The sequence below is a fragment of the Streptomyces sp. NPDC051105 genome, assembly GCF_040682795.1.
Lineage (GTDB): Bacteria > Actinomycetota > Actinomycetes > Streptomycetales > Streptomycetaceae > Streptomyces.
Map to the genome: position 1 here is coordinate 594,015 of NZ_JBFBBR010000001.1, position 25,017 is coordinate 619,031.

Annotated in this window: 20 protein-coding genes; 10 read left to right on the forward strand and 10 right to left on the reverse strand. The window is 72.5% G+C overall.

Annotation, left to right across the window (positions count from 1 at the left end; translation table 11 throughout):
- Nucleotides 1-89: 89 nt before the first annotated feature.
- From AB0N16_RS02705 to AB0N16_RS02715, 3 genes are all read right to left on the reverse strand, one after another.
- Nucleotides 90-422, reverse strand: coding sequence for a nucleotide pyrophosphohydrolase (locus AB0N16_RS02705; RefSeq protein WP_365792280.1), 333 nt, complete (start codon nucleotides 420-422; stop codon nucleotides 90-92).
- Nucleotides 419-1,543, reverse strand: coding sequence for an ATP-binding protein (locus AB0N16_RS02710; protein WP_365792282.1), 1,125 nt, complete (start codon nucleotides 1,541-1,543; stop codon nucleotides 419-421). Before AB0N16_RS02710 ends, AB0N16_RS02705 begins: the two co-directional genes overlap by 4 nt.
- Before the next feature lie 393 nt (nucleotides 1,544-1,936).
- Nucleotides 1,937-2,326: a cell division protein SepF gene (locus AB0N16_RS02715; protein ID WP_365792284.1), complete on the reverse strand. Its 390-nt coding sequence runs from the start codon at nucleotides 2,324-2,326 to the stop codon at nucleotides 1,937-1,939.
- A 292-nt stretch (nucleotides 2,327-2,618) separates the two neighbouring features.
- Between AB0N16_RS02715 and AB0N16_RS02720 the strand changes: the two genes are divergently transcribed.
- A complete protein-coding gene (locus tag AB0N16_RS02720; RefSeq protein ID WP_365792772.1) occupies nucleotides 2,619-4,334 on the forward strand; it encodes a hypothetical protein in 1,716 nt (571 codons plus the stop codon).
- Between the two features lie 205 nt (nucleotides 4,335-4,539).
- On the opposite strand, the gene AB0N16_RS02725 is transcribed toward AB0N16_RS02720, so the two are convergent.
- On the reverse strand, nucleotides 4,540-5,055 hold the full coding sequence (locus AB0N16_RS02725) for a YceI family protein (RefSeq protein WP_365792286.1): 516 nt from the start codon (nucleotides 5,053-5,055) through the stop codon (nucleotides 4,540-4,542).
- 102 nt (nucleotides 5,056-5,157) lie between these two features.
- Here AB0N16_RS02725 and AB0N16_RS02730 point away from each other — a divergent pair, with 102 nt between their 5' ends.
- From AB0N16_RS02730 to meaB, 4 genes are all read left to right on the forward strand, one after another.
- Nucleotides 5,158-5,655, forward strand: coding sequence for a MarR family transcriptional regulator (locus tag AB0N16_RS02730; RefSeq protein WP_365792288.1), 498 nt, complete (start codon nucleotides 5,158-5,160; stop codon nucleotides 5,653-5,655).
- Nucleotides 5,656-5,768: 113 nt separating this feature from the next.
- Nucleotides 5,769-7,574 (forward strand): methylmalonyl-CoA mutase family protein, encoded by a 1,806-nt coding sequence (locus AB0N16_RS02735; RefSeq protein ID WP_365792290.1) that lies wholly within the window; start codon nucleotides 5,769-5,771, stop codon nucleotides 7,572-7,574.
- Nucleotides 7,574-9,748, forward strand: a complete 2,175-nt coding sequence (gene scpA, locus AB0N16_RS02740) for a methylmalonyl-CoA mutase (protein ID WP_365792292.1) — start codon at nucleotides 7,574-7,576, stop codon at nucleotides 9,746-9,748. The genes AB0N16_RS02735 and scpA overlap by 1 nt, the downstream gene beginning before the upstream one ends.
- Entirely contained in the window at nucleotides 9,745-10,743 is a 999-nt protein-coding gene (gene meaB, locus AB0N16_RS02745; RefSeq protein WP_365792294.1) for a methylmalonyl Co-A mutase-associated GTPase MeaB, read from the forward strand. The genes scpA and meaB overlap by 4 nt, the downstream gene beginning before the upstream one ends.
- Here the strand turns inward: meaB and AB0N16_RS02750 are convergent.
- Together AB0N16_RS02750 and AB0N16_RS02755 are read right to left on the reverse strand one after the other, a co-directional pair.
- Nucleotides 10,731-11,306 carry a sigma-70 family RNA polymerase sigma factor gene (locus AB0N16_RS02750; protein WP_365792296.1) on the reverse strand — a complete coding sequence of 192 codons (576 nt, stop codon included), beginning with the start codon at nucleotides 11,304-11,306 and terminating at the stop codon, nucleotides 10,731-10,733. The genes meaB and AB0N16_RS02750 overlap by 13 nt on opposite strands.
- A 116-nt stretch (nucleotides 11,307-11,422) precedes the next feature.
- Complete coding sequence (locus AB0N16_RS02755; RefSeq protein WP_365792298.1) at nucleotides 11,423-12,070, reverse strand: hypothetical protein; 648 nt, start codon at nucleotides 12,068-12,070, stop codon at nucleotides 11,423-11,425.
- Between the two features lie 183 nt (nucleotides 12,071-12,253).
- Here AB0N16_RS02755 and AB0N16_RS02760 point away from each other — a divergent pair, with 183 nt between their 5' ends.
- The 3 genes from AB0N16_RS02760 (at nucleotide 12,254) to AB0N16_RS02770 (ending at nucleotide 15,450) form a co-directional block, all read left to right on the forward strand.
- Nucleotides 12,254-12,796 (forward strand): GNAT family protein, encoded by a 543-nt coding sequence (locus tag AB0N16_RS02760; RefSeq protein WP_365792300.1) that lies wholly within the window; start codon nucleotides 12,254-12,256, stop codon nucleotides 12,794-12,796.
- Between the two features lie 392 nt (nucleotides 12,797-13,188).
- Nucleotides 13,189-14,421: an MFS transporter gene (locus AB0N16_RS02765; protein WP_365792302.1), complete on the forward strand. Its 1,233-nt coding sequence runs from the start codon at nucleotides 13,189-13,191 to the stop codon at nucleotides 14,419-14,421.
- A 174-nt stretch (nucleotides 14,422-14,595) separates the two neighbouring features.
- Nucleotides 14,596-15,450 carry a LysR family transcriptional regulator gene (locus AB0N16_RS02770; protein ID WP_365792304.1) on the forward strand — a complete coding sequence of 285 codons (855 nt, stop codon included), beginning with the start codon at nucleotides 14,596-14,598 and terminating at the stop codon, nucleotides 15,448-15,450.
- 239 nt (nucleotides 15,451-15,689) lie between these two features.
- On the opposite strand, the gene AB0N16_RS02775 is transcribed toward AB0N16_RS02770, so the two are convergent.
- A complete protein-coding gene (locus tag AB0N16_RS02775; RefSeq protein ID WP_365792306.1) occupies nucleotides 15,690-16,154 on the reverse strand; it encodes a DUF5709 domain-containing protein in 465 nt (154 codons plus the stop codon).
- Nucleotides 16,155-16,549: 395 nt separating this feature from the next.
- On the opposite strand from AB0N16_RS02775, the gene AB0N16_RS02780 reads away from it, so the two are divergent.
- On the forward strand, nucleotides 16,550-18,916 hold the full coding sequence (locus AB0N16_RS02780; RefSeq protein WP_365792308.1) for a SpoIIE family protein phosphatase: 2,367 nt from the start codon (nucleotides 16,550-16,552) through the stop codon (nucleotides 18,914-18,916).
- A 231-nt stretch (nucleotides 18,917-19,147) separates the two neighbouring features.
- On the forward strand, nucleotides 19,148-19,915 hold the full coding sequence (locus AB0N16_RS02785; RefSeq protein ID WP_365792310.1) for a pirin family protein: 768 nt from the start codon (nucleotides 19,148-19,150) through the stop codon (nucleotides 19,913-19,915).
- Nucleotides 19,916-19,943: 28 nt separating this feature from the next.
- On the opposite strand, the gene AB0N16_RS02790 is transcribed toward AB0N16_RS02785, so the two are convergent.
- The 3 genes from AB0N16_RS02790 to AB0N16_RS02800 are packed head-to-tail and all read right to left on the reverse strand — an operon-like array spanning nucleotide 19,944 to nucleotide 25,001.
- Nucleotides 19,944-21,293 carry a DUF4407 domain-containing protein gene (locus AB0N16_RS02790; protein ID WP_365792312.1) on the reverse strand — a complete coding sequence of 450 codons (1,350 nt, stop codon included), beginning with the start codon at nucleotides 21,291-21,293 and terminating at the stop codon, nucleotides 19,944-19,946.
- Entirely contained in the window at nucleotides 21,283-22,800 is a 1,518-nt protein-coding gene (locus AB0N16_RS02795) for a hypothetical protein (RefSeq protein WP_365792314.1), read from the reverse strand. Before AB0N16_RS02795 ends, AB0N16_RS02790 begins: the two co-directional genes overlap by 11 nt.
- A gap of 5 nt (nucleotides 22,801-22,805) precedes the next feature.
- Nucleotides 22,806-25,001, reverse strand: a complete 2,196-nt coding sequence (locus AB0N16_RS02800; RefSeq protein WP_365792316.1) for a hypothetical protein — start codon at nucleotides 24,999-25,001, stop codon at nucleotides 22,806-22,808.
- Nucleotides 25,002-25,017: the final 16 nt, after the last annotated feature.

Below are 25,017 nucleotides of genomic sequence, written 5' to 3' on the forward strand. Positions count from 1 at the left end.
GGAAATCTGTGGACAACAATTCGGATTCGGGCGGGGTTTTGGCTACCGAGCGTTACACCGGAGTACCGAACCGACTCCATGTCCTTCCGTCAGGCGGGCGGGAACCGCTTCTCGTTGCGCTCGATCTTCGCGTCCAGCGCCGCCAGCGGGTCGATGTCCAGGACCCCGCAGAGCTGGAGCAGATACGACAGGACGTCGGCGACCTCGTCCGTGACCCGGTGGGCGGTGTCGGGGTCGTCCATCACCCGGGCGGACTCCTCCGGGGTCAACCACTGTAAGATCTCGACCAGTTCGGAGGCCTCCACGCTGAGGGCGGCCACCAGGTTCTTGGGCGTGTGGTACTGCCGCCAGTCGCGGGCGGCGGCGAACTCGGCCAGCCGGTGCTGGAGCTTCGCCACGTCGAGGGGCTCTTCGTCGGTCACGCGTCGAGGTGTACCACTGTGATCGGCCCGGCTTCGGCGGCCCAGGCCGCGTCGCTCACCGCGCCGACGAAGCGGATGTGGCCGCGCTCGCCCATCAGGAAGGCGGTGCGCAGGAGTTCGGCGCGCTGGCGGGGGTCGAGGCAGCGGTCGAAGCCGTCGGCGAGGACGGTGAGGCTGCGCATGGCGTCGGGGACCTCGCCGGGTGCGTCGACCTCCAGGACGCCGGGGCCGGTGAAGAGGACCAGGGCGAGGGCGAGGTAACGCAGTTCGCCGTCGCCGAGCCGCGCCAGCTCCGAGCGGTGGCCGTCGCCGCGGTCGAGCAGCGCCCGCACCGTGCCGTCGCCGAGCGACTCGGCGAGCAGGTCGGTCACGGGGCCGGCGCAGCCGGTGCGTACCGCGTCGACGAGCAGTCCGTGCCGGCGACCGCATTCGGAACGGGTGCGCCACAGGACGTCGGCGAGGTTGTCGCAACCGCGCAGCAGCCGCCCCGAGCCGGTGAGGACGGAGGTGCGCATGCCCTCGGGGCGCGGGTCGCAGGCGAACACGGACCGCAGGGCGACGACCATCTGCTCGGCGGCGGCGAGGACTTGGCGCTGGCCGTCGGTCTTCCCGGCGACGCGCAGCGGCAGCAGGGCGGTACCGAGCAGGTCGTCGGGCAGCGGGGCCCGGGTCACCGGGGAGCTGCCCGCCGTGTGCCAGGCGGCCTGCACGGCCCGGCGCCCCGGGTCGCGCAGGGCGGTCTCCAGCAGCACGAGGCCGCCGGCGGTCAACCGCTCGCCCACGATCCGGAGTTCGGGCTCGGCCTGCACGGCGAGATCGAGCCGTACGGGCCCTTCGGCACCGTCGGCCGTACATCCGATGCGAAACCCCCGCCGTCGCTGTGCGTCGGGCCGCGCCCGCTCTGGCACCAGCGCGACGGGATCGGGAAACACCTCGGCGACCGAGGCCCCGCCCCCCAGCCGCGCCAGCGCCTCGTAGGCCGCGAGCACAGCGGACTTCCCACTGCCGCTGGGCCCAGCGAGAAGCGTGACCCGCCCGAACGGAAAACTCGCCCCACGATGCCGCGCGAAGGCGGAGAGCCGAAGCTCGGTGACCCGGGGGCGCGGGTCGCGCCGGGGCATGGCCACGGGGGCCGTCGGGGCGCTCTGTGGTGCCGGTGGTGCCGGTGGTAGCGCGGCTTCACGTGGCGTCGCCGTATCGCCTGGGGCGGAACCGGCGGACGGAGAGGGGCGGGACGCGGGCAAGGCGGAGGACACGGGCATATGCGGACCGTAGGGCTCCGGGTGACCGGCGAACCGTTCCGCCGTCGGGACCTTCCTACGATCGAGGGACGAGGGCGCACCTACCCCACGACTGACGCACCGGCCACCGACCCGCAGACCCAACAGACCCGCAGACCCGCACCGCACCCTCCGCCAAGCAGGCCGCGCCGGCCGCCACCTCTTCCCGCCAAGCAGGCCGCGCCGGCCGCCACCCCCTCCGCCGAAGAGGCCCGGCGGCAGGGGACGGGGGCCTCAGCCGCCCGAGACGCCCGCGCCCTCCATCAGTCCGCTGACCTCCGTGCCGGGCGGGGTGAGGAGGAAGACGTTGCGGTCCACCCGGTGCATCCCGCTGGCCAGGCCGAAGACCACGCCCGTGCTGAAGTCGAGGACGCGCTTGGCGGTCTCCGTCTCCGCACCGGTCAGGTCGAGCAGCACCGGTATCCCCGCCATCAGTGTCTCGGCCACCTCACGCGCGTCGGCGAAGACGTTCACCCGCAGCACGACGAATCGGCGCCGCGTCTCGGTCTCCGCGTCCGGCAGCGACCGGTGGTCCACCGCCGACGGCCACGCGTCACGGCCCCGCAGCGGCACGACCTGGGCGAGCCCCTCCCACTGTTCATCGGTGACGTCGTAACGGCTCACCGGCTCCCCCTGACCTGACTCGCACTCGTTGCCTGCACCAGCCAATTCTTACGCCAAGCCACCCGTTCGGCCCAACAGCGACACGAAGCGCGCACGACTGTGGGCACTCATGCGTGGAACAAGCGCTCTTGTCACTATTAGGGCGATTGCCGCGCATTGGGGGGTTCTTACCGCCCTCACACCGGACTCTTCTCGTCCTGCGGCGCCCCGCTCACCACCCGGGATTAGCGTCCGGTGCGTGCACTTGGCAGAAACACAGCAGGTGACACCCGACCGGCGGACACAGTCGGCGGTGTCCGCCGCCCCGGAGGATCCCCGAGATCCCGAAGGTCCCGGAGCCCCCGCCCCCTGGCACCGCGTCCTGACCCTTCTCGCCGACATCGGCCTGTTCATCGGCACCCGGTCGGTGTGGACGCAGGCGGCCACGCACCACCTGGTCCTGGCGGCCCTGATCTCGGTCTGCTACGCCTCGATCCTGGTGACCGGCGTACTGACGCTGACCGTCCGCAGGACCCGGTCGCTGGCCCGCCTCGACCTGCTGGTCCTGGTCACGGCGGTGACCCTCGCCCTGTGCGCCTGGGCGCTGAACCACAACGGCGGCGACGAGGGCGTCCTCACCACCCAGGCCGCCAGGGAACTCGTCGCCGGTCACGCCGTCTACGGCCAGCCCTGGCCCTGGCTGTTCAACGGCACCGGCATCGCCGTCACGCCGACGATAGGCGGCGGCTACGACTACACGTACGGCTATCCCCCACTGGCCCCGCTGCTCGCCGTCCCGTTGCTGTGGCTGGGCCACTCCGGCGCCCCGGCGACCGCGGTGTGCACGGGTGCGCTGATCGCCGGCACGGTCACCCTGTGGCGGATGCTCCCGGTGCCGTGGCGGTCCGCGGCGACACTGGCCTGCCTGGGGTTCGGTTTCCTGTCGACGTACGCCCGGGTCGGCTACCCGGCGGTCATCGGTCTGGCCCTGCTGATCCCGGTGGTGGTGCGCTGGCCGCGGATCGGCGCGGGCGGCCGGCTGGGCGCGGCCGGCATCGCCCGGGCGGCGTGTCTGGGTGCCGCGTGCGCGGCGCAGCAACTGACGTGGTTCGTCACGCCGTTCCTGCTGGCCGGGATCTACGCGGTGCGGCGCGGGGAGCTGGGCGGTCGGGCCGCCGCGCTGCTGGTCCTGCGGATCGTCGGTGTCGCCGTCACCGTGTGGCTGCTGATCAACACGTACTTCATCGTGTCCGAGTCCGGCCGCTGGCTGGGCGGGATCGCGCTGCCGCTGACCCAGGGCGCCGTGCTGCACGGCCAGGGCCTGGTGGACGTCACGCTGTACTTCACGGACGGCAGCGACCGCATCGCCTGGTACTCGCACGCCAGCATGCTGCTCGCGGCGGCCCTGCTCGCCCTGTTCGTGTTGTTCGTACGGCGCCTCGGCCCGGTCGCGACCGTGCTGCCCTGGCTCGCCTTCTTCCTGGCGACCCGTTCCCAGGACGGCTACTACCTGCTGATGACCCCGCTGTGGCTGGCGGCCGCCGTCACCGCGCCCCTGTCGGAGTTCGAGCGCGCCTGGCAGCCGCGCCCGGCCTTCCTGACCGGCCCCCGCCGCCGGCCCGTCCTGGTCGCGACGGTCGTCCTGCTGTTCGTCCCGGCGCTGGTGAGCGCGGCCCTCGCGGTGTCCGGCAGGCCGCCGCTGCGGATGGAGATCACCGCCCTGCGCCGGTCCGAGCGATCGGCCGCGGTGGTCCGGGCGATGACGCTGAAGGTGGTGAACACGGGGAGCGCCCCGCTCACCCCGCACTACACGCTCACCACCGGCCAGGGCATGAGCAGGTACTGGCTGCTGGTGCGGGGTCCGGCGACGATTCCCGGGCACGGCACGGCGAGCGTCGAACTCCGGCCGCCGAACGGCCGGTTCGGCATCCCGGCCAAGCCGAGCACCCGGATCCGGCTGCGCGCCTTCACCGCGGATCCGCAGACGTTGTCCAGCCAGGACGTCAAGCTGCGCGGGACGGTCGGCTAGTGCTGTGACCGGAAAGGTTTGCCGGGAAGCTCGCGGCGTCCGATGCGGTGCATCGCAAGGCGGAGCATCACCCGCGTACTGGATGTACTCGGGTGGTGCGACAACGCGGCGAGGTGCCGTGCCGGACGTCGCGAGCCGGTGAACCTCTCCGGTCACAGCACCACCAGCGGCCCACGCGACACCCCCCGGGACACGGAGGGGCCGGTCAGGCCGCCGTGCGGGTGAAGCGGAGGGTGGCGGTCACCGTGGTCGGGCCGCCCATCATGCGCATCTGGTTGAAGGTGACCCCGAACTCCTCGCGCACCACCGCGAACTCCGCCTCCAGCGTCAGGCCGCCGGCGTCGGCCGAGACCAGCTTCGCGGTGACCTGCTGCGGCCTGCTGATGCCGCGGACGGTCAGCTGACCGTCGACGCGCACCACGTCACCCGCCTGCCGCTCGGCACCGCGTACCGCGAAGGTGATCTCCGGGTGGTTCGCGACGTCGAAGAAGTCGGCCGAGCGCAGGTGGTCGTCCCGCTTCTTGTTCTTGGTGTCCAGGGAGGCCGCGTCGATCACCAGCGCGCCGGTGGCAGTGCCGTCGGCGGCCACCTCGCCCCTGCCGGTGACGCCCGTGAAGGTGCCCTTGACGGTGACCAGGCCCCACACCGACTTGTGCCGGACGGCGACGGTGGAGGCGGTCGGGTCGAGCTGCCAGAGGCCGGTTTCCACGGTGACGGTCATGGCCGTGCTCCGATCGAGATTGATGGTTCAAATTTGGATGACTGCGCTACGGCTGCACGCTAGCCCAATATCCAAATTTGGACAACAGGTAGACTCGATGCCATGGCCGCCGCCCAGGAACACCCCGCAGAGCTGCCCGAATGCCCGTCCCACGCGGGCGGCGGGCTGCTCCCGGACGAGTTGCGCGCCTGGATGCTGCTGCTGGCCGCGACGGGGGCGGTGGAGCAGCGGCTGCGGTCGGTCGTGAAGGGGACGCTGGACGTCTCGCACGACGAGTTCCTGATCCTGTGCCTGCTGGCCGAGCAGCCGCGCGAGGGCCTGCGGATGACCCGGATCGCCGCGCTGCTGGGCCGCCCCAAGACCCGTCTCACTTACCAGATCGCCTGCCTCCAGCACGCCGGCCTGGTCACCCGCAAGGCCGTCTGCGACGACAAGCGGGGCATCGAGGTCGCCCTCACCGACAAGGCCCGGGGCCTCCTCAGGGACGCCTCCGCCACCCTCGCCGAGACGGTCGGGCAGGCGTTCGCCCATGTCATCGGACCGGAGCAGCGCGAGGCCCTGTGCGCGCTGATGCCGGAGCTCGCGGAGGACCAGCACTGACCGCACGAATCCGGTCACTTCACCTGCGGGAGGCTCAGGTCACAACCACGAAGAGGGCAAGGTCACAGCCCCGTCACCCGTGCGCTTCTGACGCTCTGCCCTAGCATCCGAGCATGACGGTCCTGCCTGACGACGGGCTCTCACTGGCCGCCGAGTTCCCTGACGCGACACACGAGCAGTGGCAACACCTCGTGGCGGGTGTGCTGCGCAAGTCGGGCAGGGAAGTCTCGGGCGAGGCCGCTGAGGACGCTCTGTCCACGACGCTGGAGGACGGGCTGCGCACCCGTCCCCTCTACACCGCGCGCGACACGGCGCCCGCCCCCGGCCTGCCCGGCTTCGCGCCGTATGTGCGCGGCGGCCGGCCCGAGGGCGCCACCGGGGGCGGCTGGGACATAAGGCAGCGGCACGCGGCGGCCCCTGACGGCGCGGTCCTGACCGACCTGGAGAACGGCGTCACCTCGCTCTGGCTGCTGGTCGGCCAGGGCGGCATCCCGGTGTCCGGCCTCGCCCGCGCCCTCGACGGCGTCTACCTCGACCTGGCCCCGGTCGTCCTCGACGCCGGCCGCGAGGTGGAGGAGGCGGCCGCCGAGCTGTTCCGGCTGTACGAGGAGAAGGGCGTCGATCCCAAGGCGGTACGCGGCAACCTGGGCGCCGACCCGCTGGGGTTCGAGGCGCGTACCGGTGAGTCCCTGGACTTCGCCCCGGCCGCCGGGCTGGCGCGACGGTGCGCCGACGAGTTCCCGGGGCTGCGCGCACTGACCGTGGACGCGCTGCCGTACCACGAGGCGGGCGGCTCGGCCGGGCAGGAGCTGGGCGCCTCCCTGGCCACCGGGGTGGCCTACCTCCGGGAGCTGACCGAGGCCGGCCTCGGCGTCGAACAGGCCCTCGGGCAGCTGGAGTTCCGGTACGCGGCGACCGCCGACCAGTTCCTGACGATCGCCAAGCTGCGCGCCGCGCGCCGGCTGTGGGCGCGGGTCGCCGAGGTCAGCGGGGCGGCCGACGCGGGCGCCCAGGTGCAGCACGCGGTCACCTCGCCGGTGATGATGAGCCGCCGCGACCCGTGGGTGAACATGCTGCGCACCACGGTCGCCACGCTCGCCGCCGGGGTGGGCGGCGCCGACGCGGTCACCGTGCTGCCGTTCGACCACGCACTCGGCCTGCCGGACGCGTTCGCCCGCCGCATCGCCCGCAACACCTCGACGATCCTGGTCGAGGAGTCGCACCTGGCCCGGGTCATCGACCCGGCGGGCGGCTCCTGGTACGTGGAGCGGCTCACCGACGAACTCGCCCACGCGGGCTGGGAGTTCTTCCGGTCGATCGAGCGGGACGGCGGCCAGGCGGCCGTGCTGCGCTCCGGCCGGCTGCGCACGGACCTCGCGACGACCTGGGCGGAGCGCTCCAAGAAGCTCGCCAGGCGCCGCGAACCCATCACCGGTGTCAGCGAGTTCCCGCTCCTGACCGAGAAGCCGCCGGTGCGCGAACCCGCCCCCGAGCCGCCGTCCGGCGGGCTCCCCCGGGTGCGCCGTGACGAGGCGTACGAGGAGCTGCGCGCCCGCTCGGACGCGCACCTCGCGGCGACCGGCGCCCGCCCCCGGATCTACCTGGCGACGATCGGCCCGGCCGCCGCCCACACCGCCCGCGCCGGTTTCGCCGCCAATCTCTTCCAGGCCGGCGGCATCGAAACCGTCACCGAGGGCAGCTTCGAGGAGAGCGGCGCCACCGAGGCGGTGCTCTGCTCCAGCGACGCGCTCTACGCCGAACAGGCCGAGCCGACCGCCCGGTCGCTGAAGGCGGCCGGTGCCGGGCACGTGTTCCTCGCGGGCCGGGGCGAGTACGCCGGCGTCGACGCGTACGTCTTCGCGGGCTGCGACGCCGTGGCCGTGCTGTCCCAGACCCTTGACCGCATGGGAGTGTCCTGATGGGAATCCCCGACTTCTCCGGCATCGAGCTGGGGACCCCCGTCGCCGAGGGCGGTGACGCGGAGTGGCGTACGGCCGTCAAGCACGCCACCGGCGGCGAGGCCCCGGTGTGGGAGACCCCGGAGGGCATCGCGGTCAAGCCGCTCTACACCGGCCGTGACCTGGAGGGCCTGGACTTCCTGGGGACGTACCCGGGCATCGCGCCGTATCTGCGCGGCCCCTACCCGACGATGTACGTCAACCAGCCCTGGACCATCCGCCAGTACGCGGGCTTCTCCACCGCCGAGGAGTCCAACGCGTTCTACCGGCGCAACCTCGCGGCCGGCCAGAAGGGCCTGTCGGTCGCCTTCGACCTGCCCACCCACCGGGGGTACGACAGCGACCACCCGCGGGTGACCGGCGACGTCGGCATGGCGGGCGTGGCCATCGACTCGATCTACGACATGCGCCAGCTGTTCGACGGCATCCCGTTGGACAAGATGACCGTGTCGATGACGATGAACGGCGCGGTGCTCCCCGTGCTGGCGCTCTACATCGTGGCGGCGGAGGAACAGGGCGTACCGCCCGAGAAGCTGGCCGGGACCATCCAGAACGACATCCTCAAGGAGTTCATGGTCCGCAACACCTACATCTATCCGCCGAAGCCGTCGATGCGGATCATCTCCGACATCTTCGCCTTCACCTCGCAGCGGATGCCCCGCTACAACTCGATCTCCATCTCCGGCTACCACATCCAGGAAGCCGGTGCCACGGCCGACCTGGAGCTGGCGTACACGCTGGCGGACGGCGTCGAGTACATCCGGGCGGGACGCGAAGCCGGCCTGGACGTGGACGCGTTCGCGCCCCGGCTCTCTTTCTTCTGGGCGATCGGCATGAACTTCTTCATGGAGATCGCCAAGCTGCGCGCGGCCCGGCTGCTGTGGGCGAAGCTGGTCTCGCAGTTCGAGCCGCAGAACACCAAGTCCCTGTCCCTGCGCACCCATTCGCAGACCTCGGGCTGGTCGCTGACCGCGCAGGACGTCTTCAACAACGTCACGCGTACGGCCGTGGAGGCGATGGCGGCGACCCAGGGCCACACCCAGTCGCTGCACACCAACGCCCTGGACGAGGCGCTCGCGCTCCCGACCGACTTCTCGGCGCGCATCGCCCGCAACACCCAGCTGCTCATCCAGCAGGAGTCGGGCACGACCCGGGTCATCGACCCGTGGGGCGGCAGCGCCTACGTGGAGCGGCTGACGTACGACCTCGCGCGCAAGGCCTGGGCGCACATCCAGGAGGTCGAGCAGGCCGGCGGTATGGCGCAGGCCATCGACGCCGGTATCCCGAAGCTGCGTGTGGAGGAGGCGGCCGCGCGGACGCAGGCCCGGATCGACTCCGGGCGGCAGCCGGTGATCGGCGTCAACAAGTACCGGGTGGACAGCGACGAGCAGATCGAGGTCCTCAAGGTCGACAACTCCTCGGTGCGCGCCCAGCAGATCGAGAAGCTGCGGCGGCTGCGCGCGGAGCGGGACGACGTCGAGTGCCGGGCCGCGCTCGACGCGCTGACCCGGGCGGCCGACGGCGAGGGCAACCTGCTGGAGCTGGCGGTGAACGCGGCCCGCGCCAAGGCGACCGTCGGCGAGATCTCCGACGCCCTGGAGAAGGTGTACGGCCGGCACGCGAGCCAGATCCGTACGATCTCCGGTGTGTACCGCAACGAAGCCGGCGAGTCCCCGAACGTGGACCGCACCCGGGCTCTGGTCGACGCCTTCGACGAGGCCGAGGGGCGCCGCCCGCGCATCCTGGTCGCCAAGATGGGCCAGGACGGCCACGACCGCGGCCAGAAGGTGATCGCGACCGCCTTCGCCGACCTCGGCTTCGACGTCGACGTCGGCCCGCTGTTCCAGACCCCGGAGGAGGTCGCCCGCCAGGCGGTGGAGGCGGACGTCCACGTGGTCGGCGTGTCCTCGCTGGCGGCCGGTCACCTCACCCTCGTACCGGCGCTGCGCGAGAAGCTCGCCGAGGAGGGACGGGCGGACATCATGATCGTGGTCGGCGGGGTCATCCCGCCGCAGGACGTGCCGACCCTCCTGGAGATGGGCGCCACGGCCGTGTTCCCGCCCGGGACGGTGATCCCGGACGCGGCCTACGACCTGGTGAAGCGGCTGTCGGCGGATCTCGGGCACGACCTGTGATCGAGGTCGACGCCTATGTGAAGGGTGTACTCGACCAGAAGCGCGCAGTCATCGCCCGCGCGATCACTCTCGTCGAGTCCACCCGGCCACAACACCGGGTGCTGGCACAGGAGTTGCTCACCGAGCTGCTCCCGCACAGCGGCCGGGCGCGGCGGATCGGCATCAGCGGGGTGCCGGGCGTGGGCAAGTCGACGTTCATCGACGCGTTCGGGACCATATTGACGGGGCTCGGCCACCGGGTCGCCGTGCTCGCCGTGGACCCGTCGTCCACCCGGACCGGAGGCTCGATCCTCGGCGACAAGACGCGGATGGAACGGCTGTCGGTCGACCCGAACGCCTTCGTCCGCCCGTCCCCCAGCGCGGGCACCCTCGGCGGGGTCGCGAAGGCCACCCGGGAGTCGATGGTGGTCATGGAGGCCGCCGGGTACGACGTGATCCTGGTGGAGACCGTCGGCGTCGGGCAGTCCGAGACCGCGGTCGCCGACATGGTCGACTCCTTCCTGCTGCTCAGCCTGGCCCGCACCGGCGATCAGCTCCAGGGCATCAAGAAGGGCGTCCTGGAGCTGGCCGACGTCATCGCCGTCAACAAGGCGGACGGCCCGCACGAACGTGACGCGCGGTCCGCGGCACGGGAGCTGGCGGGTGCGCTGCGGCTGATGCACGGCAGGGACGCGTTCTGGACGCCGCCGGTGCTGAGTTGCAGCGCCCGTGAGTCGACGGGGTTGGATGTCGTCTGGGAGCGCCTTGAACAGCACCGGGCGCTGCTCGACTCCACCGGGCGGCTCGCCGAGAAACGCCGGGAGCAGCAGGTGGGCTGGACCTGGTCGATGGTGCGGGACGAGCTGCTCGGCCGGCTGTCCGCCCATCCGGCGGTCCGTGCGGCCGCCCCCGACCTCGAACGGCAGGTCAGGGACGGCACGTTGACGGCGACGCTGGCGGCCGAGCGGATCCTGAAGGCGTTCGGAGACTCCCCCGACGCGCCTCAGACCAGCTGATCCTGGAGCGCCTCGCGCGCCCGGGCCACCCGGGACCGGACCGTGCCCACGGGGCAGTCGCTGACCTCGGCGGCCTCCGCGTACGGCAGCCCGACGAGCTGGGTGAGGACGAACGCCTCCCGCCGCTCGTCGGGCAGCGCCGCCAGCAGATCGAGCAGTGCGACCCCGTCGTCGAAGCCGGGCAGCCCGGACGGCTGGGCCCGCTCGACGGCGAGCTGCCAGTCGGGGACGTCCGCGGGGCGCGGCCGGGCGGCGGCGTAGCGGTGGCTGTCCACGACCGCCCGGCGGGCGATCGACAGCAGCCAGGACCGGGCCGAGCAGCGGCCCTCGAAACGGTGCAGGCTGCCCAGCGCGCGCAGGAACGTGTCCTGGGCGAGGTCGTCGACCGCCTGCGGGTCGGCGCACAGATGGGCGACGTACCGCAGCACGTCGCGGTGGAGGGCCCGGACGAACGCGTCCACGGCGGCCGTGTCTCCGGAACGGGCGGCGAGCGCCCAGGCCGTGATCGACTCGTCGCGTTTCTCGTGCGGCGCGGGGCGTGCGGGCAGGACGGAAGTGATCACTCGGTGTCCTTGTGAGAAAGGTGAGGGGGAGACGGCCGGCCCTGCGGGGCGTGCACGGGCGTACGGCCGCCGTGTTCGTCCGGGCGCGCGGGGGCGCCCCGGAACACCTGCTGTCGTCAGGCGACAGCCGTCCGCACGGGCGGACCCCGGGAAGTGATCGCGTGGACGAGGAGCAGCAGCCGCGGCGCCCGGTCCGAGCGGCGGTGGAGCGGGCGGGGGCGCGGCCGCTCGGGTGCGGCGGGCCGGGCGAGGAGCAGGCGCAGCGGTGCGGTGAGACGGCCGGCGGCGGCCCGCAGGATGCGGAAGGCGGCGCGTTCGCCGTGGCCGAGCCAGAGTCCGCACAGCAGCGCGGCGAGGAGGTGGGCGACGAGCATGCCGGTGGAGGCCGTGCCGCCGGTGCCGAAGCCCAGGTACGCGACGGGGGGCAGATGGGTGGGACCCATGTGCATGCCGGCCATGTCGCCGGCCATGTCCATGTGCGCGGCGGCCATGGGGAACCGCTGGGACGTGACCGCCTGGGCCGTGGAGAAGCCGCTGTGCAGGGCCGTCTGGGCGCCGACCGCGGCGGACACGACCAGCGGCAGCCCGCGTTCACGGGTGGCCAGGGACCAGCTCAGGGCGCCGGTGGCCAGCAGGCCGGCCGCCAGTGCCCAGCCGGGCACCGGACCGCCGGACATCATGACGTGGCCCAGGGCGGCGAGCAGCACGCAGACGGCCGCGAACACCGCGGCCCGTAACGTGCGCACCCACCACCCTGCCGTCATGGCGCATCATCCTGGCAGCCGGCGCCGGTCCGTCAGGGAGGCGCACGGCGATCCACAGGTGGCGTGTCCAACTCACAGGTGCGGTGGGCCGGCTCACAGCCGACGGCGTTCCGCGCGCCGCCTTCGGGGCCCTGCCCTCATATTGCCTTGCCGCCGGTCGGCCCGCTCGGATAGGAAGCTCGCATGCTGAGGGGTAGCAAGGTCGGGCTCAGGGCCCGGCACGACGAGGACATCCCGGTCCTGCAGGCCGAGCTGCACGACGACGTCGTCAACCACGCGCGGGCCCAGAGCCGGCCGTGGCGGCCGATCGCGCCCGGCTCGAAGGCCGGGCAGTTCGTGGTGGACGACGAGGAGGAAGGGCACGTCCCGTTCTCCGTGGTGGAGCTGGACGGCGGCACGCTGGTCGGCAGCGCGGTGCTGTGGGGCATCGACACCCACCACCGGTCCGCGCACGTCGGGCTGGGGCTGCTGGCGTCCGCCCGCGGCAAGGGCTACGGCACCGACGTGGTCGCCGTGCTGTGCCACTACGGCTTCGTCGTGCGCGGTCTGCGGCGGCTGCAGATCGAGACGCTGGCGGACAACACCGCGATGCTGCGCTCCGCCGAGCGCAACGGCTTCGTCCGCGAGGGCGTACTGCGCTCCTCGGCGTGGGTGATGGGCGAGTTCCTGGACGAGGTGCTCCTGGGCCTCCTAGCCGAGGACTGGAAACCGAGCGCGGGAAGCTAGGCCGCCACCGGGCCCAGGACGGCTTGGTCCTGCGGGCCGTGCCGGCCAGGGGCCGCCGGGAGGCGGCGAGCACCGTGGCCGGGTCCGGGTCCACGTCGGCGGCGAGGATCGCGGGGACCAGGGCAGGACGGCCGGCGCGGGGCGACGCCGATGTCCGGGCCGACGTCGTGTCCGGCCGCCCTGCGGTCGGGGGCGGGGCGCGCGACGCCCCCAGGCCGAAGGCGGCGGGGCCGGTGACGACGTCGACCGGCGCCCGCCCGTCGTGCGTGGCCGACGGTCATCTGGGATCAAGATGACTGACATCCCGGACCAGCGCCGGGCAGGGGGAAGCAGGGCGGGTGGCGGAGCGCTTGTGAGGGATGAGAGTCACACCTGCTGTCAGGAAGGTCCCCGTGTCCCAGTCGTCGTCCGAAATCCGCTCCCCGCGCCGGAAGGCCGCCGCAGAGCCCGCCCACGGAGTGCCGGGCTGGCTGATCGCGCTGTTCGCCGTCGCCTCCGGTATGACGGTCGCCAACCTGTACTACGCCCAGCCGCTGCTGTCAGAGCTGCGCGGTGTCTTCCACATCGGCGAGGCCACCGCGGGTCTGCTGATCACGCTCACCCAGGTCGGCTATGTGATCGGCATGGTCTTCCTGGTCCCGCTCGGTGACCGGCTGGAGAAGCGGAGCCTGATCACGGCCCTGTTGACGATCACCACGCTCGCCCTGGTGGCGGCCGGTCTCGCGACCGGGTTCCCCATGCTGCTGATCGCGTCCCTGATCAGCGGTGCCACCTCGGTGGTGGCCCAGATCCTGGTTCCGTTCGCCGCGAGCCTGGCGCCCGACCACGCGCGGGGCCGGATCGTCGGCCGGGTGATGAGCGGCCTGCTCACCGGCATCCTGCTGTCCCGAACCCTCAGCAGCCTGGTCTCCAGTGTGGCCGGCTGGCGGGTCGTCTACCTCGGCTCGGCCGTCCTGATGGCCCTGCTGGGCGTGGCCCTGCGGCTGGCCCTGCCCCAGCACGCGCCGACCACGTCCGAGCCGTACCACCATGTGCTGCGCTCCACGGCGGCACTGGTGCGCACGCACCCCGCGCTGCTGCGCCGCGGCCTCTACCAGGCGGCGATGTTCGGTGCCTTCAGCGCCTTCTGGACCACCGTCTCGTACGTCCTGACCGGGCCGTACTTCCACTACTCCGCCGTCGGTGTCGGTGTGTTCGCGCTGGTCGGAGCGGCCGGTGCGGCCGTGGCGCCGCTCGCCGGACGCTGGGCGGACCACGGGCTGACCCGGAAGACGACCGGTGCCGCGTTCGCGCTCGCCGCGCTGGCCTTCGCCATAGCCGGCTTCGGTCAGCACAGCGTGATCCTGATCGCCCTCGCGGCCGTCGCCCTGGACACGGCCGTCCAGACCAGCCTGATCCTCGGCCAGCACACCGTCTACCAGCTCGATCCCCTCGCCCGGGCCCGCCTCAACAGCGCCTTCATCGCGATCTTCTTCATCGGCGGCGCCCTCGGCTCGCAGTTCGGCTCGATCGCCTACCGGTCCGGCGGCTGGAGCGCGGTCAGCCTCTTCGGGGCGGCCCTGCCGGTGCTGGCGCTGCTGTACTGGCTGACCGAGCGCCGGCCGGGCGCGAAGCGCTCGGCATAGTGCCGTGCGGCCCGTACCGGGGAACCGCGGGCCCGCTTCTGCGCCGAGCGCCTGGCCGACACTCCCCCGGTCCGCCCCGGAGGGAGCCGGTGCCTGCCTAGGATGCAGCGAAGATCGCCGCCCCGCCGAGACGGGGCGCTGCGTCGGCGGGAGCGGATGATGGACCTACGGCAGATGGAAGTCGTCGTCGCGGTGGCGGACGCGGGCGGGTTCACGGCGGCGGCGCGGCGGCTGCACGTGGTCCAGTCCGCGGTCTCCGGCACGGTCCGCGCGCTGGAACGCGAGCTGGGCACGCCCTTGTTCACCCGGACCACCCACCGGGTCGGGCTCACTCCGGCCGGGGAGGCGTTCGTCCCGGCGGCACGGCAGGCGCTGCGCGCCGCCGAGCTGGCCCGCGAGGCGGTCGACGCGGCGAAGGGGGAGCTGCGCGGCCGGGTGACGGTCGGCACGATGCAGGGGGTCTGGGCGAACCTGCACCATGCGCTGGCCGCGCTGCGGGCGGAACACCCGCGGGTGGTGGTGCGGTTGCGGCAGGCCGCGGTCATCGACCTCCGTCAGGCGCTGCGGGAGGGCACGGTGGACCTGGCGGTGGTGGCGCTGGACCGCCAGCAGCAGCGCGGGCTGGTGACCAGACTGCTGTCCCACGAGGAGATGGTCCTGGTGGCCTCGCCCCGCCGGAGCCTCACCGCGAGCGGCCCCGAGGGCACGGTCGACCTGGCCGACATCGCCGAGCTGCCGCAGGTGGAGTTCACCCCCGGCTGGGCGATCCGTGACGCGGCCGACCGCGCGTTCCGGGCGGCCGGCGTCGAACGGGTCACGACCTTCGAGGTCAACGACATCGTGGCCGCGTCCGAACTGGTCCGGGGCGACCTCGGCGTCTGCATCATGCCGCCGAGCATCGCCCATCGCTTCCCTGACCTGGCCGCCTACCGCTTCACCCGCCACGCACCGAGCTGGAAGGTGATGGTGGTACGGCCGCCCGGCGAGCCGCCGGCCGCGGTCGCGGCTCTGCTGCGGCACATGACCTGACCCGACGCCCCGACGCCCCGACGCCCCGGCACCCCGCGCCCCGACCGCCGCCACGCCGTGCGGGCCGACGGCACGGGCACGGCACGCCCGGGACGCCGGCGTCGGCTGCACACGGCACCGGCCCCCTCACCGCGGGCTTCGCCACCGCCCGCGCCGGACGACAGCGCCTCCCGCGCACCTCACCCGGGGCACCTCGCAGCGGGCTTCGACGCCGCAAGGTGGCCCGGTGTCCGGAACCGTCAGAAGCCGTCCGCGTCGGGGATCACGTGCATCGCGGCCTCCTCCGCCGACGCCCCGGCGCCGTCCAGGCCGCGGTCGGAGGCGAACAGGTCGGTCTCGGTGTTCTCGTGGGCGCCCTCGTCCGGTGCGACGAGCCGTCCGGCGCGGCCGTCGCCGACCTCGTCGTCGAGGAGTTCGCCGTCCGTGTCCCAGGCGTCGCCGATGTCGTCGCCCTCCGGGACGGCGAGGTCCGGCACCTCCTCGGCGAGCCGCTCGTCGAGGGTCTCCCCGCGCTGTCCCTCCGCCGCCGTGACACCCGTGTGCTCCACGGCCCAGGGCCTCTCCGGCGGCGAGTACCCCTCGTCCAGGGCCTCCTCGCCGGCCCGGTAGTCCAGGGTGTCCGACGCGTCCAGCACACCCGCGTCGTCCTGCACCTCCGAACCGTCCGGCTGGTAGACGTCGTCACCCATCGCCTCGTCGGTCATACGTGCTCCATCGTCGCTCGGGCCATCGGTTCGATCCGGCCGTCATCGCAAAGGTTAGGAGGTTCGGGCCGCGGCCCGGGGCGTTCTCGGCGACCGCCCGCCGCCACCGCACCGATGACCTGCCGTATGTCTCCCCAAAGCCCTGCTGAAGTGGGGGCTGGTGAAGCCCCGGCGGGCGCTCCCACAGGGCCGGCTCGGGCCACCGGCCGGCCCGGTCGACGGCGACGACGGCGAGGACCTCCGCCGCGGTGCGGGCGAGTTGTCACGCCGGGGCGATCAACGGCACATCACGGCGCGACGCGCTCGATCCCGCGTGAAACGGGGGCGCCGACGCGTGCGGTTGTCGTCCGTCGCGTGGCACGGGATGCTGAGGGAGCACGAAGGGAAGCGGTGCCATGGATCGTTTTCCGAATGCTGCCGACGTCGAATTCCACAGTCCTCTGGACCTCACCAGGGCCGCCGCCGCGGTACTGGACGCGGAAGGCCGTATCTCCGGGTGGAGCACCTCGGCCCAGGGTCTCCTCGGACATCCGCCGAAGGAGGTGCTCGGCCGGTCGGCCGAGCGGTTGCTGGCGACGGCCCCGGAACCCCGGCTGCCCGCTCTCTGCAAGACGTCCCGGCCCCGCAGCACGGTCCTGGACCTCCGCTGCCGGGACGGACACACCCTGCGCGCCGCTGTGACGTTCAGCCCGCTCACCCACCAGGGCGTCGCCGCGACCGTCGTGGTCGCCGCGGACCTGGCGGCCCTGCGCGGCTGGGAGGCCCAGCTGGCGATGTTGCAGGGACTGGCGACCGAATCCTCCGTAGGCCTGACGATCTTCGACACGGACCTGCGCGTCGTCTGGGGGAACACCTCCACCGATCTGGAGCTGGCCGGGGTCGCCCAGTACGTCGGCCGGCCCGCCTCGGCTCTCTTTCCCGAGGGCGAGTTCATCTCCCGCCATCACCCCCCGGACGAGGACCAGGTGATGGAGCAGGTGCTGAAGACGGGCGAACCGGTTCTCGGCATGCACTATCGCGGGCGCGCCCCCGCCGATCCGGTGCGCGAGCACGTCTGGTCCTGCTCGTACCACCGGCTGGTGGACGCCAGGGGCGAACCGCTGGGGCTGTTCGAGGAATCCCTGGACATCACCGACCGCTACCGCGCCCAGGAACGGCTGTCGCTGCTCGTACGGGCGGGAAAGCGCATCGGCGCCTCGCTGGACGTGCGGCGCACGGCCGCGGAACTGGCCGACGTGGCGGTGCCTCAGCTGGCCGACGAGGTGCTGGTGGATCTGCCGCCGGCGGTCATCGAGGGACGGCAGCCGCCGACCGGTTCCGCGCCGGGGCACAGTCTGCTGCGGATGCACGGCCGTACCCCGGAGGAGTTCCGGACCAGTCCGGTCTCCTATCCGCCGTCGTCACCGCAGGCCCTGAGCCTGGCCACCAGCCGCCCCGTCGTCGATGACGCCCCGTCGTCGGGAGAGGGGTTCCCGGCAGGCCGGGGGTGCAACCTCTTCGTCCCGCTGCTCGCCCGCGACGCGGTCCTGGGCCTCGCCACCTTCCGGCGCGGCGACAACCCCGACCCCTTCGGTCCCGAGGAGCAGACCCTTGCCGTGGAGCTGGCCGAACGGGCCGCCGTCGGCATCGACAACGCCCGCCGTTACACCAGCCAGCACGCAACTGCCCTGGTGCTGCAGCGAAGCCTGCTGCCCCAGCATCTGCCCGAGCAGAGCGCGGTCGAGGTGGCGTACCGCTACCTGCCCGCCGACAGCCGGGTGGGGGTCGGCGGGGACTGGTTCGACCTGATCCCGCTGTCCGGCGCCAGGGTGGGGCTGACCGTCGGCGACGTGGTCGGCCACGGTGTGCACGCGGCCGCGACGATGGGCCGGCTGCGCGCCACCGTACGGACCCTGGCGCTGCTGGACCTGGACCCGGCCGAGTTGCTCACCCGGCTGGACGGCCTGGTCGCACAGGACGCGGAGCCCGACGCGGCGGACGGGCTGAGCGACAAGGCGCTCGGGGTGACCTGTCTCTACGCGATCTACGACCCGGTGGGCGGCCGCTGTGTCTGGGCGAGCGCGGGTCATCCCCCGCCTATCGTGGCCGACGCCGGCGGCACGGTGGCCCTGTCCGCTCTGCCGCCGGGCCCGCCCCTGGGGCTGGACAGCCTGCCGTACGAGAACGTCGAGCTGAGCCTGTCCGACGGCAGCGTGATGGCGCTCTTCACCGACGGTGTCGTGGAGGACCGGCGCACCGACATCGACAGCGGGATCGACCGCCTCGCCCACGTGCTCACCTGGCAGCGCTGCCCGTTGGAGGAACTGTGCGACCGGGCGATGTCGACCCTGCCCCCCGGCCCCCAGGCGGACGACGCCACGCTGCTTCTCGTACGCACCCGGCGGCTCGGCACCGCCAGTGTGGCGGACCTGCGACTGCCGCCGGAGCCGGCCATGGTGGCCAACGCCCGCACGGACACCGAGCGCCAGCTGGAGACCTGGGGTCTGTCCGAACTGTCCTTCACCGCCGCGCTGGTGGTGAGCGAGCTGGTCACCAACAGCATCCGGTACGCCACCGGTCCCGTGATGCTACGGCTGATCAAGGACCGCAGCCTGCTCTGCGAGGTCTCCGACAACGCGCACACGGCACCTCACCTGCGACGCGCCCGCCGGGACGACGAGGGAGGCCGCGGCCTGTTCCTGGTCGCCCAGGTGTCCCAGCGCTGGGGCACCCGTTACACCGCGTCCGGAAAGACCATCTGGGCGGAACTGGCCATCCCCTAGCGCGCGGGCCGGGGGACCGGTGCGACCGGCCGGTGCGGCTGGTGCGGCCGGTGCGGCTGGTGCGGCTGGTGCGGACGAACAGCCACTTCAACACTCAAGTGAGTTTCGGAACATCCGACCCAACTACGCAGTGAATCTGACCTCCAGCAGTTGAACATTCATGTGATATCGGAGTACCGTAGAGGTTGAACATTGAACATTGCGGGATCTCTGCGTGAAAGGAAGCGCCCCATGAGCGCACTGCTGACTCCCACGGTGGACGTGCGACGCGGCGGCCGACGCCTGGCCAGCCGGTTGTCCTGGCTCGACTCCAGGCACTCCTTCTCCCTCGGCACCCGTCGGCCGGACCCGGCCAACACCCACCACGGCGTACTGCTGGTCCACAACGAGGATCTGGTGCAACCGGGCACCGGATTCGACACGCACCCGCACCAGGACATGGAGATCGTCACCTGGGTGCTCCAGGGCTCCCTGGCGCACCAGGACTCCAGCGGCCACTCCGGCGTGATCTACCCCGGCCTGGCCCAGCGCATGAGCGCCGGCACCGGCATCCTGCACTCGGAGAAGAACGACTCCTACCGGTCCACCGGCGGGCCCCCCACCGACCCGGTGCACTTCGTCCAGATGTGGGTCGTACCCGACGAGGCCGGCGTCACCCCGGGTTACGAGCAGCTCGAGATCGACGCCGAACTGCTGGCCGGCGGACTGGTCACAGTGGCCTCCGGCATGAACAAGCACCGGGACGCCAGCGCCATCCGGATCCGGAACCGGCACGCCGCACTGCACGCCGCACGGCTGCGTCCGGGGCAGCGGGTGACTCTCCCCGAGGCCCCCTACCTGCACCTGTTCGTCGCACGCGGTTCCGTCGACCTGGAAGGCACCGGCACCCTCGACGAGGGCGACGCGGTGCGCTTCACCGCCGCCGGCGGTCACCGGGTCAGCGCCACCACCCCCGCCGAGATCCTCGCCTGGGAGATGCACGCCACGCTGACCCTGTGACCTCACCACCGCACCCCGGGGGTTCGGTTCAGGCCCTGCGAGCCGCCAGGATGCGGTTCATACGGGCCTCCAGTTCGGCGCGCTCCTCGGCCGCGTACTCCGCCTGGGCCCGCTGGTAGCCGCGCTGCACGCGCCGCATCCGGTCCTTGGTGTCCTGTTCCACCTGGTACCGCTGCGCCTCGTGCTCCATCCGCGCGCAGGCCTGCTGCACCTGGAGTTCGTCCGCGTGCAGCCGTTGGCTCGTCTCGAAGCGCCTGCCGAGCATCTTGTCGTACGCCGTCGCGCCGCTCATGAGCTTGGCCAGGACGGGCATCGCGTCGAAGCACACGAGCAGCAGGTGCAGGACGACGGTGAGGAAGAGCGCGAACCCGTCCGACTCGGCGACCACTTTGAGGCCGTGGGCGCGGGTGAGGATGCCGTCGGTGTCCAGGGCGGCGGCCCGCTGCGCGGTCTTGGCGTCGATGGCCCGCTGGAGCTTCGGCTGGTAGGCGTTGGCGGCGCTGTCCTGCTCGGCGGACAGGTTCTGCCCCTTGGCCGTCATCTCCTTCAACTGCTTCTGGTAAGGGGCGAGTTCGCTGGCCGCGGCGGCGGTAGCCGTGCGGGCCCGCTTGCAGGTGATGGTGACGTCCCGGCCGTTGGCCGTCCAGATCCAGTACTTCGGTCCGCACAGGCGCTGCTCGGTGGCCAGCTTGTCGTCGTGCTCCCTGGACAACTCGTCGACCTGGGCCTTCAGGGTGGCGGCACGGGCGGTGCCGGACGTGATCTGGCGGGCGAGTTCGGCAGGGGAACCCACCACCTTCAGCTGGTAGCGGCCGCACTCCGCACGGTCGCTGGTGGCGGCGCCGTCGGTGGGGTTGCAGGAGACGAGCATCCCCCGGTAGTCCGCGACCGTCTGCTCGTTGCCGACGGCGATCTCCTGGCGGATCTCCTTGTCGAAGATCTGGAAGAGGATCGGTTCGGCGATGAACAGGCCGAGGAGGATCGACAGGAAGAAGCGGAGCATCAAAGTCCACTTCTTGACCGAGGTGCCGTGGGTGCTCGACACCAGCCAGCTGTCCAGTGTGAGGACCACCCAGAACCAGATCAGGGCCGCCAGGACCACGGCTATGCCCGGCAGGTCGGAGCGGAAGCTGGTGAGGGCCAGGGCCATCGAGACCGAGCCCACCAGAGCGGTGTTGAACACCAGGGCCCCGTACCGGGTGTAGCGGGGGCGGTCCTCCGGAACCCAGGCCAGCAGCCCCTCGTCGACGCCGATCAGCTTGCGCAGCCGGGCCGCCGGACCGTCGGCGAGCGCCACCGGGCGGCGCTCGGATCCGGTGTCACCGTGGCCGCCGACGGAGGCCGGGTCGGCGGGGCGGATCGGGGTGTCAGTCGACAAGGCTGGCCTCCTGGTCGGTACCGCCGAAGTCCAGTTCGGCGTCCTCGACGTCCTCGGTGTCCCGCCCGGCGGCGGCCGTGCCCTGGTCCGCGGGCCGGGAGCCGTCGTTCAACTCGCCCTGGACCTCGGCCTCCACCTCGCCGTCGCGCGAGGGCCGGCCCGGGCTGCTGGATACGTTCCCGACGCTGTTGATGAGGGTGCCAGGGTCGTACCCGGTGCTGTCGAACAGCCCTCGGGCGATGCCCTGTTTGTACAGGTCGGCGCGGACCGCCAGCTGCTGCTGGGCCCACTCGCGCTCGTCGCGCTCCCACCGCTGGGCGTCCGCGCGGCCCTCCTCGTGCTTGAGTTGCTGGTCCTTGTGCTCCAGGTTCCAGCGACGGGCGTCCTCGGCGCGCTGGGCGGCGGCGTCCTCGCGCTGGTCCACCCGGTTGAGCTGCCGCTGTGTGTCGGCGCGTTCGATGCGCCAGCGCTCCTCCTCCCGCCGCACGGCCTGCCGCCGCATGTCGTACTCGCGGTCCTCGCGGGTCCATTCCTCCGAGCGCCCGAGCCGGTCCCGCTCGGCCTCGTGCAGGCGCCTGGAGAGTTCGTCGGCGCTGATCTCACCGCTGCGGAAGGCCAGGTAGGCCGCGCCGAGCGGGTCGGTGCCGAGCAGATTGATGTCCTCCTGGATCTCCGCGCGGGTCGAACGGTTGCGCTGAGCACGGAGCGTGAGGTCGTGCTCCTGCTCCTCGGACTCCGAGGACCGCCTGAACCGGCTGATCAGCGAGTCCCGCCGCTGCCGGTTCTCCTCCTCCATCATCGCCAGCGCGTGCGCGTTGCGCGCCTCCCGCTCGGCCTTCAGCGAGCGCAGCTCCTCCTGCTTCAGAGCCAGCTCCGCGCCCAGGATCTCCCGCCGCAGGGCGGCCTCCTGGACCAGGTCGGCGTGCTCCATCTCGGTGAGGTGCGCGGCCTGTTCCTCCGGTGTACGGACCTCCACCTGCCCGCAGCGCACCTTGAGGCCGGACACCTCGGCCGGCCGCATCTCGTGGTAGGCGGTCAGCCGGGCGTCGATGCGGCTGCGCACCGACGCGGACTCCACGATCGGCAGGTCGCTGCCGTCCTCGGTGAGCCCGGGCACCGCGAGCAACTGCGCGAGCAGCAGCGCCTCCACCTCCGTGACGCCGTCCCGCACGACCGCGCACGGGTCGACGACGTTGCTGAAGTACGTCACCCGTACGGTGAACTCGCCCGCCTGCGCGGAGGGGATCCGGGTCTCCACGACCACGGGCACCTCGGCCCGCTGGTCGACGACCGTGACCGAGCTGGCCGAGACCACCAGCGGGTCGTCCGCGCGCAGCTGTCCGTGGTCCGCCACGTACTCCTCGCCGACCCTGAACACCCGTACCTGGTGGGCGGCGATCCTGGGCAGGTCGTCCTCCGTGCGCCGGGCTCGCTTCTTCAGGATGCCGCCGCGCTTCTCCGGCCGTCCGTACTCCCGCTGCTCGACGAGCGGATAATTCTCAGCCATGAGTGTCAGTCCTCCGTGCTCAGTACAGCGGTAAGGAAGAGGTCGATCAGTTCTTCGTCCGGCTCCACGGGCGGTACGGCCGCCTGCCGCAGGGCCGTGGGCAGTCCGGGCCGCTCGCCCGGCGCCAGTGCCGCGCCGACGGCCCGGCCGAAACGCTCGGCCACCGTCTTCGGCTCCTGCGACACGGCGGGGAGCTGGCGCAGGGTGGCGTACAGGCCGCGCAACGCCAGTCGCCGGCGGGGCAGGTTCTCCAGGACGCCCGCCCACAGCTGGCCGAGCCGGTCCGTCTGGCGCGGGTCGTTCTGCAGCAGCGTGGCGCACACCAGCCGGCCGGTGCGGGCGTCCCGCGCCCGCAGGACCGTGAGCACACCGTCGAGGGTGTGGTCGTTGAGCCGCCCGGTGCGGGTCTCGCGCTCGACACGCAGCCGGTAGGCGAGCGGCCGGAACACCGCACCGGTGTCCTCGCCGCACTCGGCGAGCACCGCGACCAGCCCGGCCAGCGCGTAGGCCGCCTCCATGGGCCGGCCGTCACGCCGCGCCATCAACTGGAGCAGGCCGTGCACGGCGTCCGTGGGGAAGCGCACGCCGAGCGCCCCGCTGAATGCCGCCGTGGCCGTGGACCGCAGCGCCGGACTGATCGAGCGGGCCCAGCCGCGGGCGACACCGAGGGCGGTGGCGGCGAGGTTCTCCTCCAGGCACATGCACTGGAGCACCAGGTTCGCGGTGGACTGTCCGGAGCGGCCGGCCGCTCCGGCCGCCCACGAGTGGAGGTAGTTGTCGGCCACCTCGTCGAAGGCGGGCCGGGCGAGCAGGGCGAGGCCCTGGGCCACGGACAGCTGGAGGGCGAGACTCGGCTGGTCGGACACGAGTTCCGTCAGCCAGTCCCGGACGCCGTCCCAGAACAGCGTGGAGCGCCTGGTCCACAGCTCCTCCAGCACCCACTGCCGGTACTGGGGCTGCGGAAAGACCAGCGCGGTGCGGGTGAGCGCGCCGTCCTTGCGCTCTTCCACGGTGATCAGGGCGTTACGGGTCAACGACTGCCGCCGGTCCACGGCGCGGCGCACCGCCTCGGCCCGGTCCTCCTCGGTGAACGGCGGCGGAAAAGCCGGCTCCAGCCAGTGCTCCAGCCGCTTCTGGCAGGTCTCGACCTCGCGGTAGCCCGCACCGGTGACGAAGGCCAGCGTGGTCAGCTCGGCCCACTCCTGCGGCGTACGGTCCACCTCGAACCAGCCGCGCACCGGCTGGGCCGCGCTGCTGCCGTACTCCTGCCAGACCTCAGCCGGCCGCGCACCGCCCGCGATCCGCTCGGCGGCCGCGGTGACCTCGGTGATCCTGCACCCGCCGGGCATCAGGCCGACGGCCCGCCGCACGGTGTCCCCGTCGCACCCCGCGTTCGCCAGCCTGGCCCGCAGCACGGCCGCGAGGTCGGGCAGCGCCCAGGGCACGTACCGTACGGACTCGACCCGGGCGGCCGGGTGGACGGTGGTGACGACCAGGTGCGCGCCGTGCTCCCGCACGGTGTCCCTGACCCGCCGCCAGTCGAAGTCGGCCGTCGCGGACGTCTCCTCGCCCATCCAGTCGAGCAGGACATAGCCGACGCCCCGCTCGAAGGCGACCCGACCACCGGCCAGGTCGTCCAGACTGCGCCCCGGGGAGAGCACCACATGGTCCGACCCTTCGGCCACGGCGTCCACGAGCGCCACCGCCCCGGAGCGTTTGCCCGTGCTGGGCGGGCCGACGAGGACCACGACCCCGGTCTCCTCCAGGGCCTGGCGGGCCTCCCCGAAGCAGTCGGGCTTCACATACGACCCGATGAGCGCTTCCGCTTCGCCCGCGTCCAGGCGGCCGACGGCACGGCGGCGAGCGTTGCCGGAGTCGGCGGCGCCGACGCCGAAGAGGGCGCCGGAGGCATCGAGGGCTCCGTAGAAGTACTGGTTGACGTTGTTCTGGTGAACCTGGCCGGGACGGCTCTTGGACGTGGGCCGGTGGCCGGCCTCGCCCTCCGGGGCCGCCTCCTGCTTCGCCGGTTCCGCCTCCGGCTCCGGCTCGGAGTGCGGTTCCGGTTCCGGGTCCAGGTCCGGTTCCGGTTCCGGTCCGCCCGAAGGCGCGGACTCAGGGGCGTCCTGGGACATCTGCTCGCTCGGCTCACTCGGCTCACTCGGCTCGCTCGGCGAGCCCTCTTCGCACGGTTCCTCGTTCATCCTCAGCCGTCACTCA

What these genes read in the sequence shown, in the direction of transcription:
- AB0N16_RS02710 (WP_365792282.1), bottom strand. Translation starts at nt 1,543, where the DNA reads ATGCCCCGGCGCGACCCGCGCCCCCGGGTCACCGAGCTTCGGCTCTCC.
- AB0N16_RS02725 (WP_365792286.1), bottom strand. Translation starts at nt 5,055, where the DNA reads ATGACCGTCACCGTGGAAACCGGCCTCTGGCAGCTCGACCCGACCGCC.
- AB0N16_RS02730 (WP_365792288.1), top strand. Translation starts at nt 5,158, where the DNA reads ATGGCCGCCGCCCAGGAACACCCCGCAGAGCTGCCCGAATGCCCGTCC.
- AB0N16_RS02735 (WP_365792290.1), top strand. Translation starts at nt 5,769, where the DNA reads ATGACGGTCCTGCCTGACGACGGGCTCTCACTGGCCGCCGAGTTCCCT.
- scpA (WP_365792292.1), top strand. Translation starts at nt 7,574, where the DNA reads ATGGGAATCCCCGACTTCTCCGGCATCGAGCTGGGGACCCCCGTCGCC.
- AB0N16_RS02755 (WP_365792298.1), bottom strand. Translation starts at nt 12,070, where the DNA reads ATGACGGCAGGGTGGTGGGTGCGCACGTTACGGGCCGCGGTGTTCGCG.
- AB0N16_RS02760 (WP_365792300.1), top strand. Translation starts at nt 12,254, where the DNA reads ATGCTGAGGGGTAGCAAGGTCGGGCTCAGGGCCCGGCACGACGAGGAC.
- AB0N16_RS02770 (WP_365792304.1), top strand. Translation starts at nt 14,596, where the DNA reads ATGGAAGTCGTCGTCGCGGTGGCGGACGCGGGCGGGTTCACGGCGGCG.
- AB0N16_RS02775 (WP_365792306.1), bottom strand. Translation starts at nt 16,154, where the DNA reads ATGACCGACGAGGCGATGGGTGACGACGTCTACCAGCCGGACGGTTCG.
- AB0N16_RS02780 (WP_365792308.1), top strand. Translation starts at nt 16,550, where the DNA reads ATGGATCGTTTTCCGAATGCTGCCGACGTCGAATTCCACAGTCCTCTG.
- AB0N16_RS02785 (WP_365792310.1), top strand. Translation starts at nt 19,148, where the DNA reads ATGAGCGCACTGCTGACTCCCACGGTGGACGTGCGACGCGGCGGCCGA.
- AB0N16_RS02795 (WP_365792314.1), bottom strand. Translation starts at nt 22,800, where the DNA reads ATGGCTGAGAATTATCCGCTCGTCGAGCAGCGGGAGTACGGACGGCCG.
- AB0N16_RS02800 (WP_365792316.1), bottom strand. Translation starts at nt 25,001, where the DNA reads ATGAACGAGGAACCGTGCGAAGAGGGCTCGCCGAGCGAGCCGAGTGAG.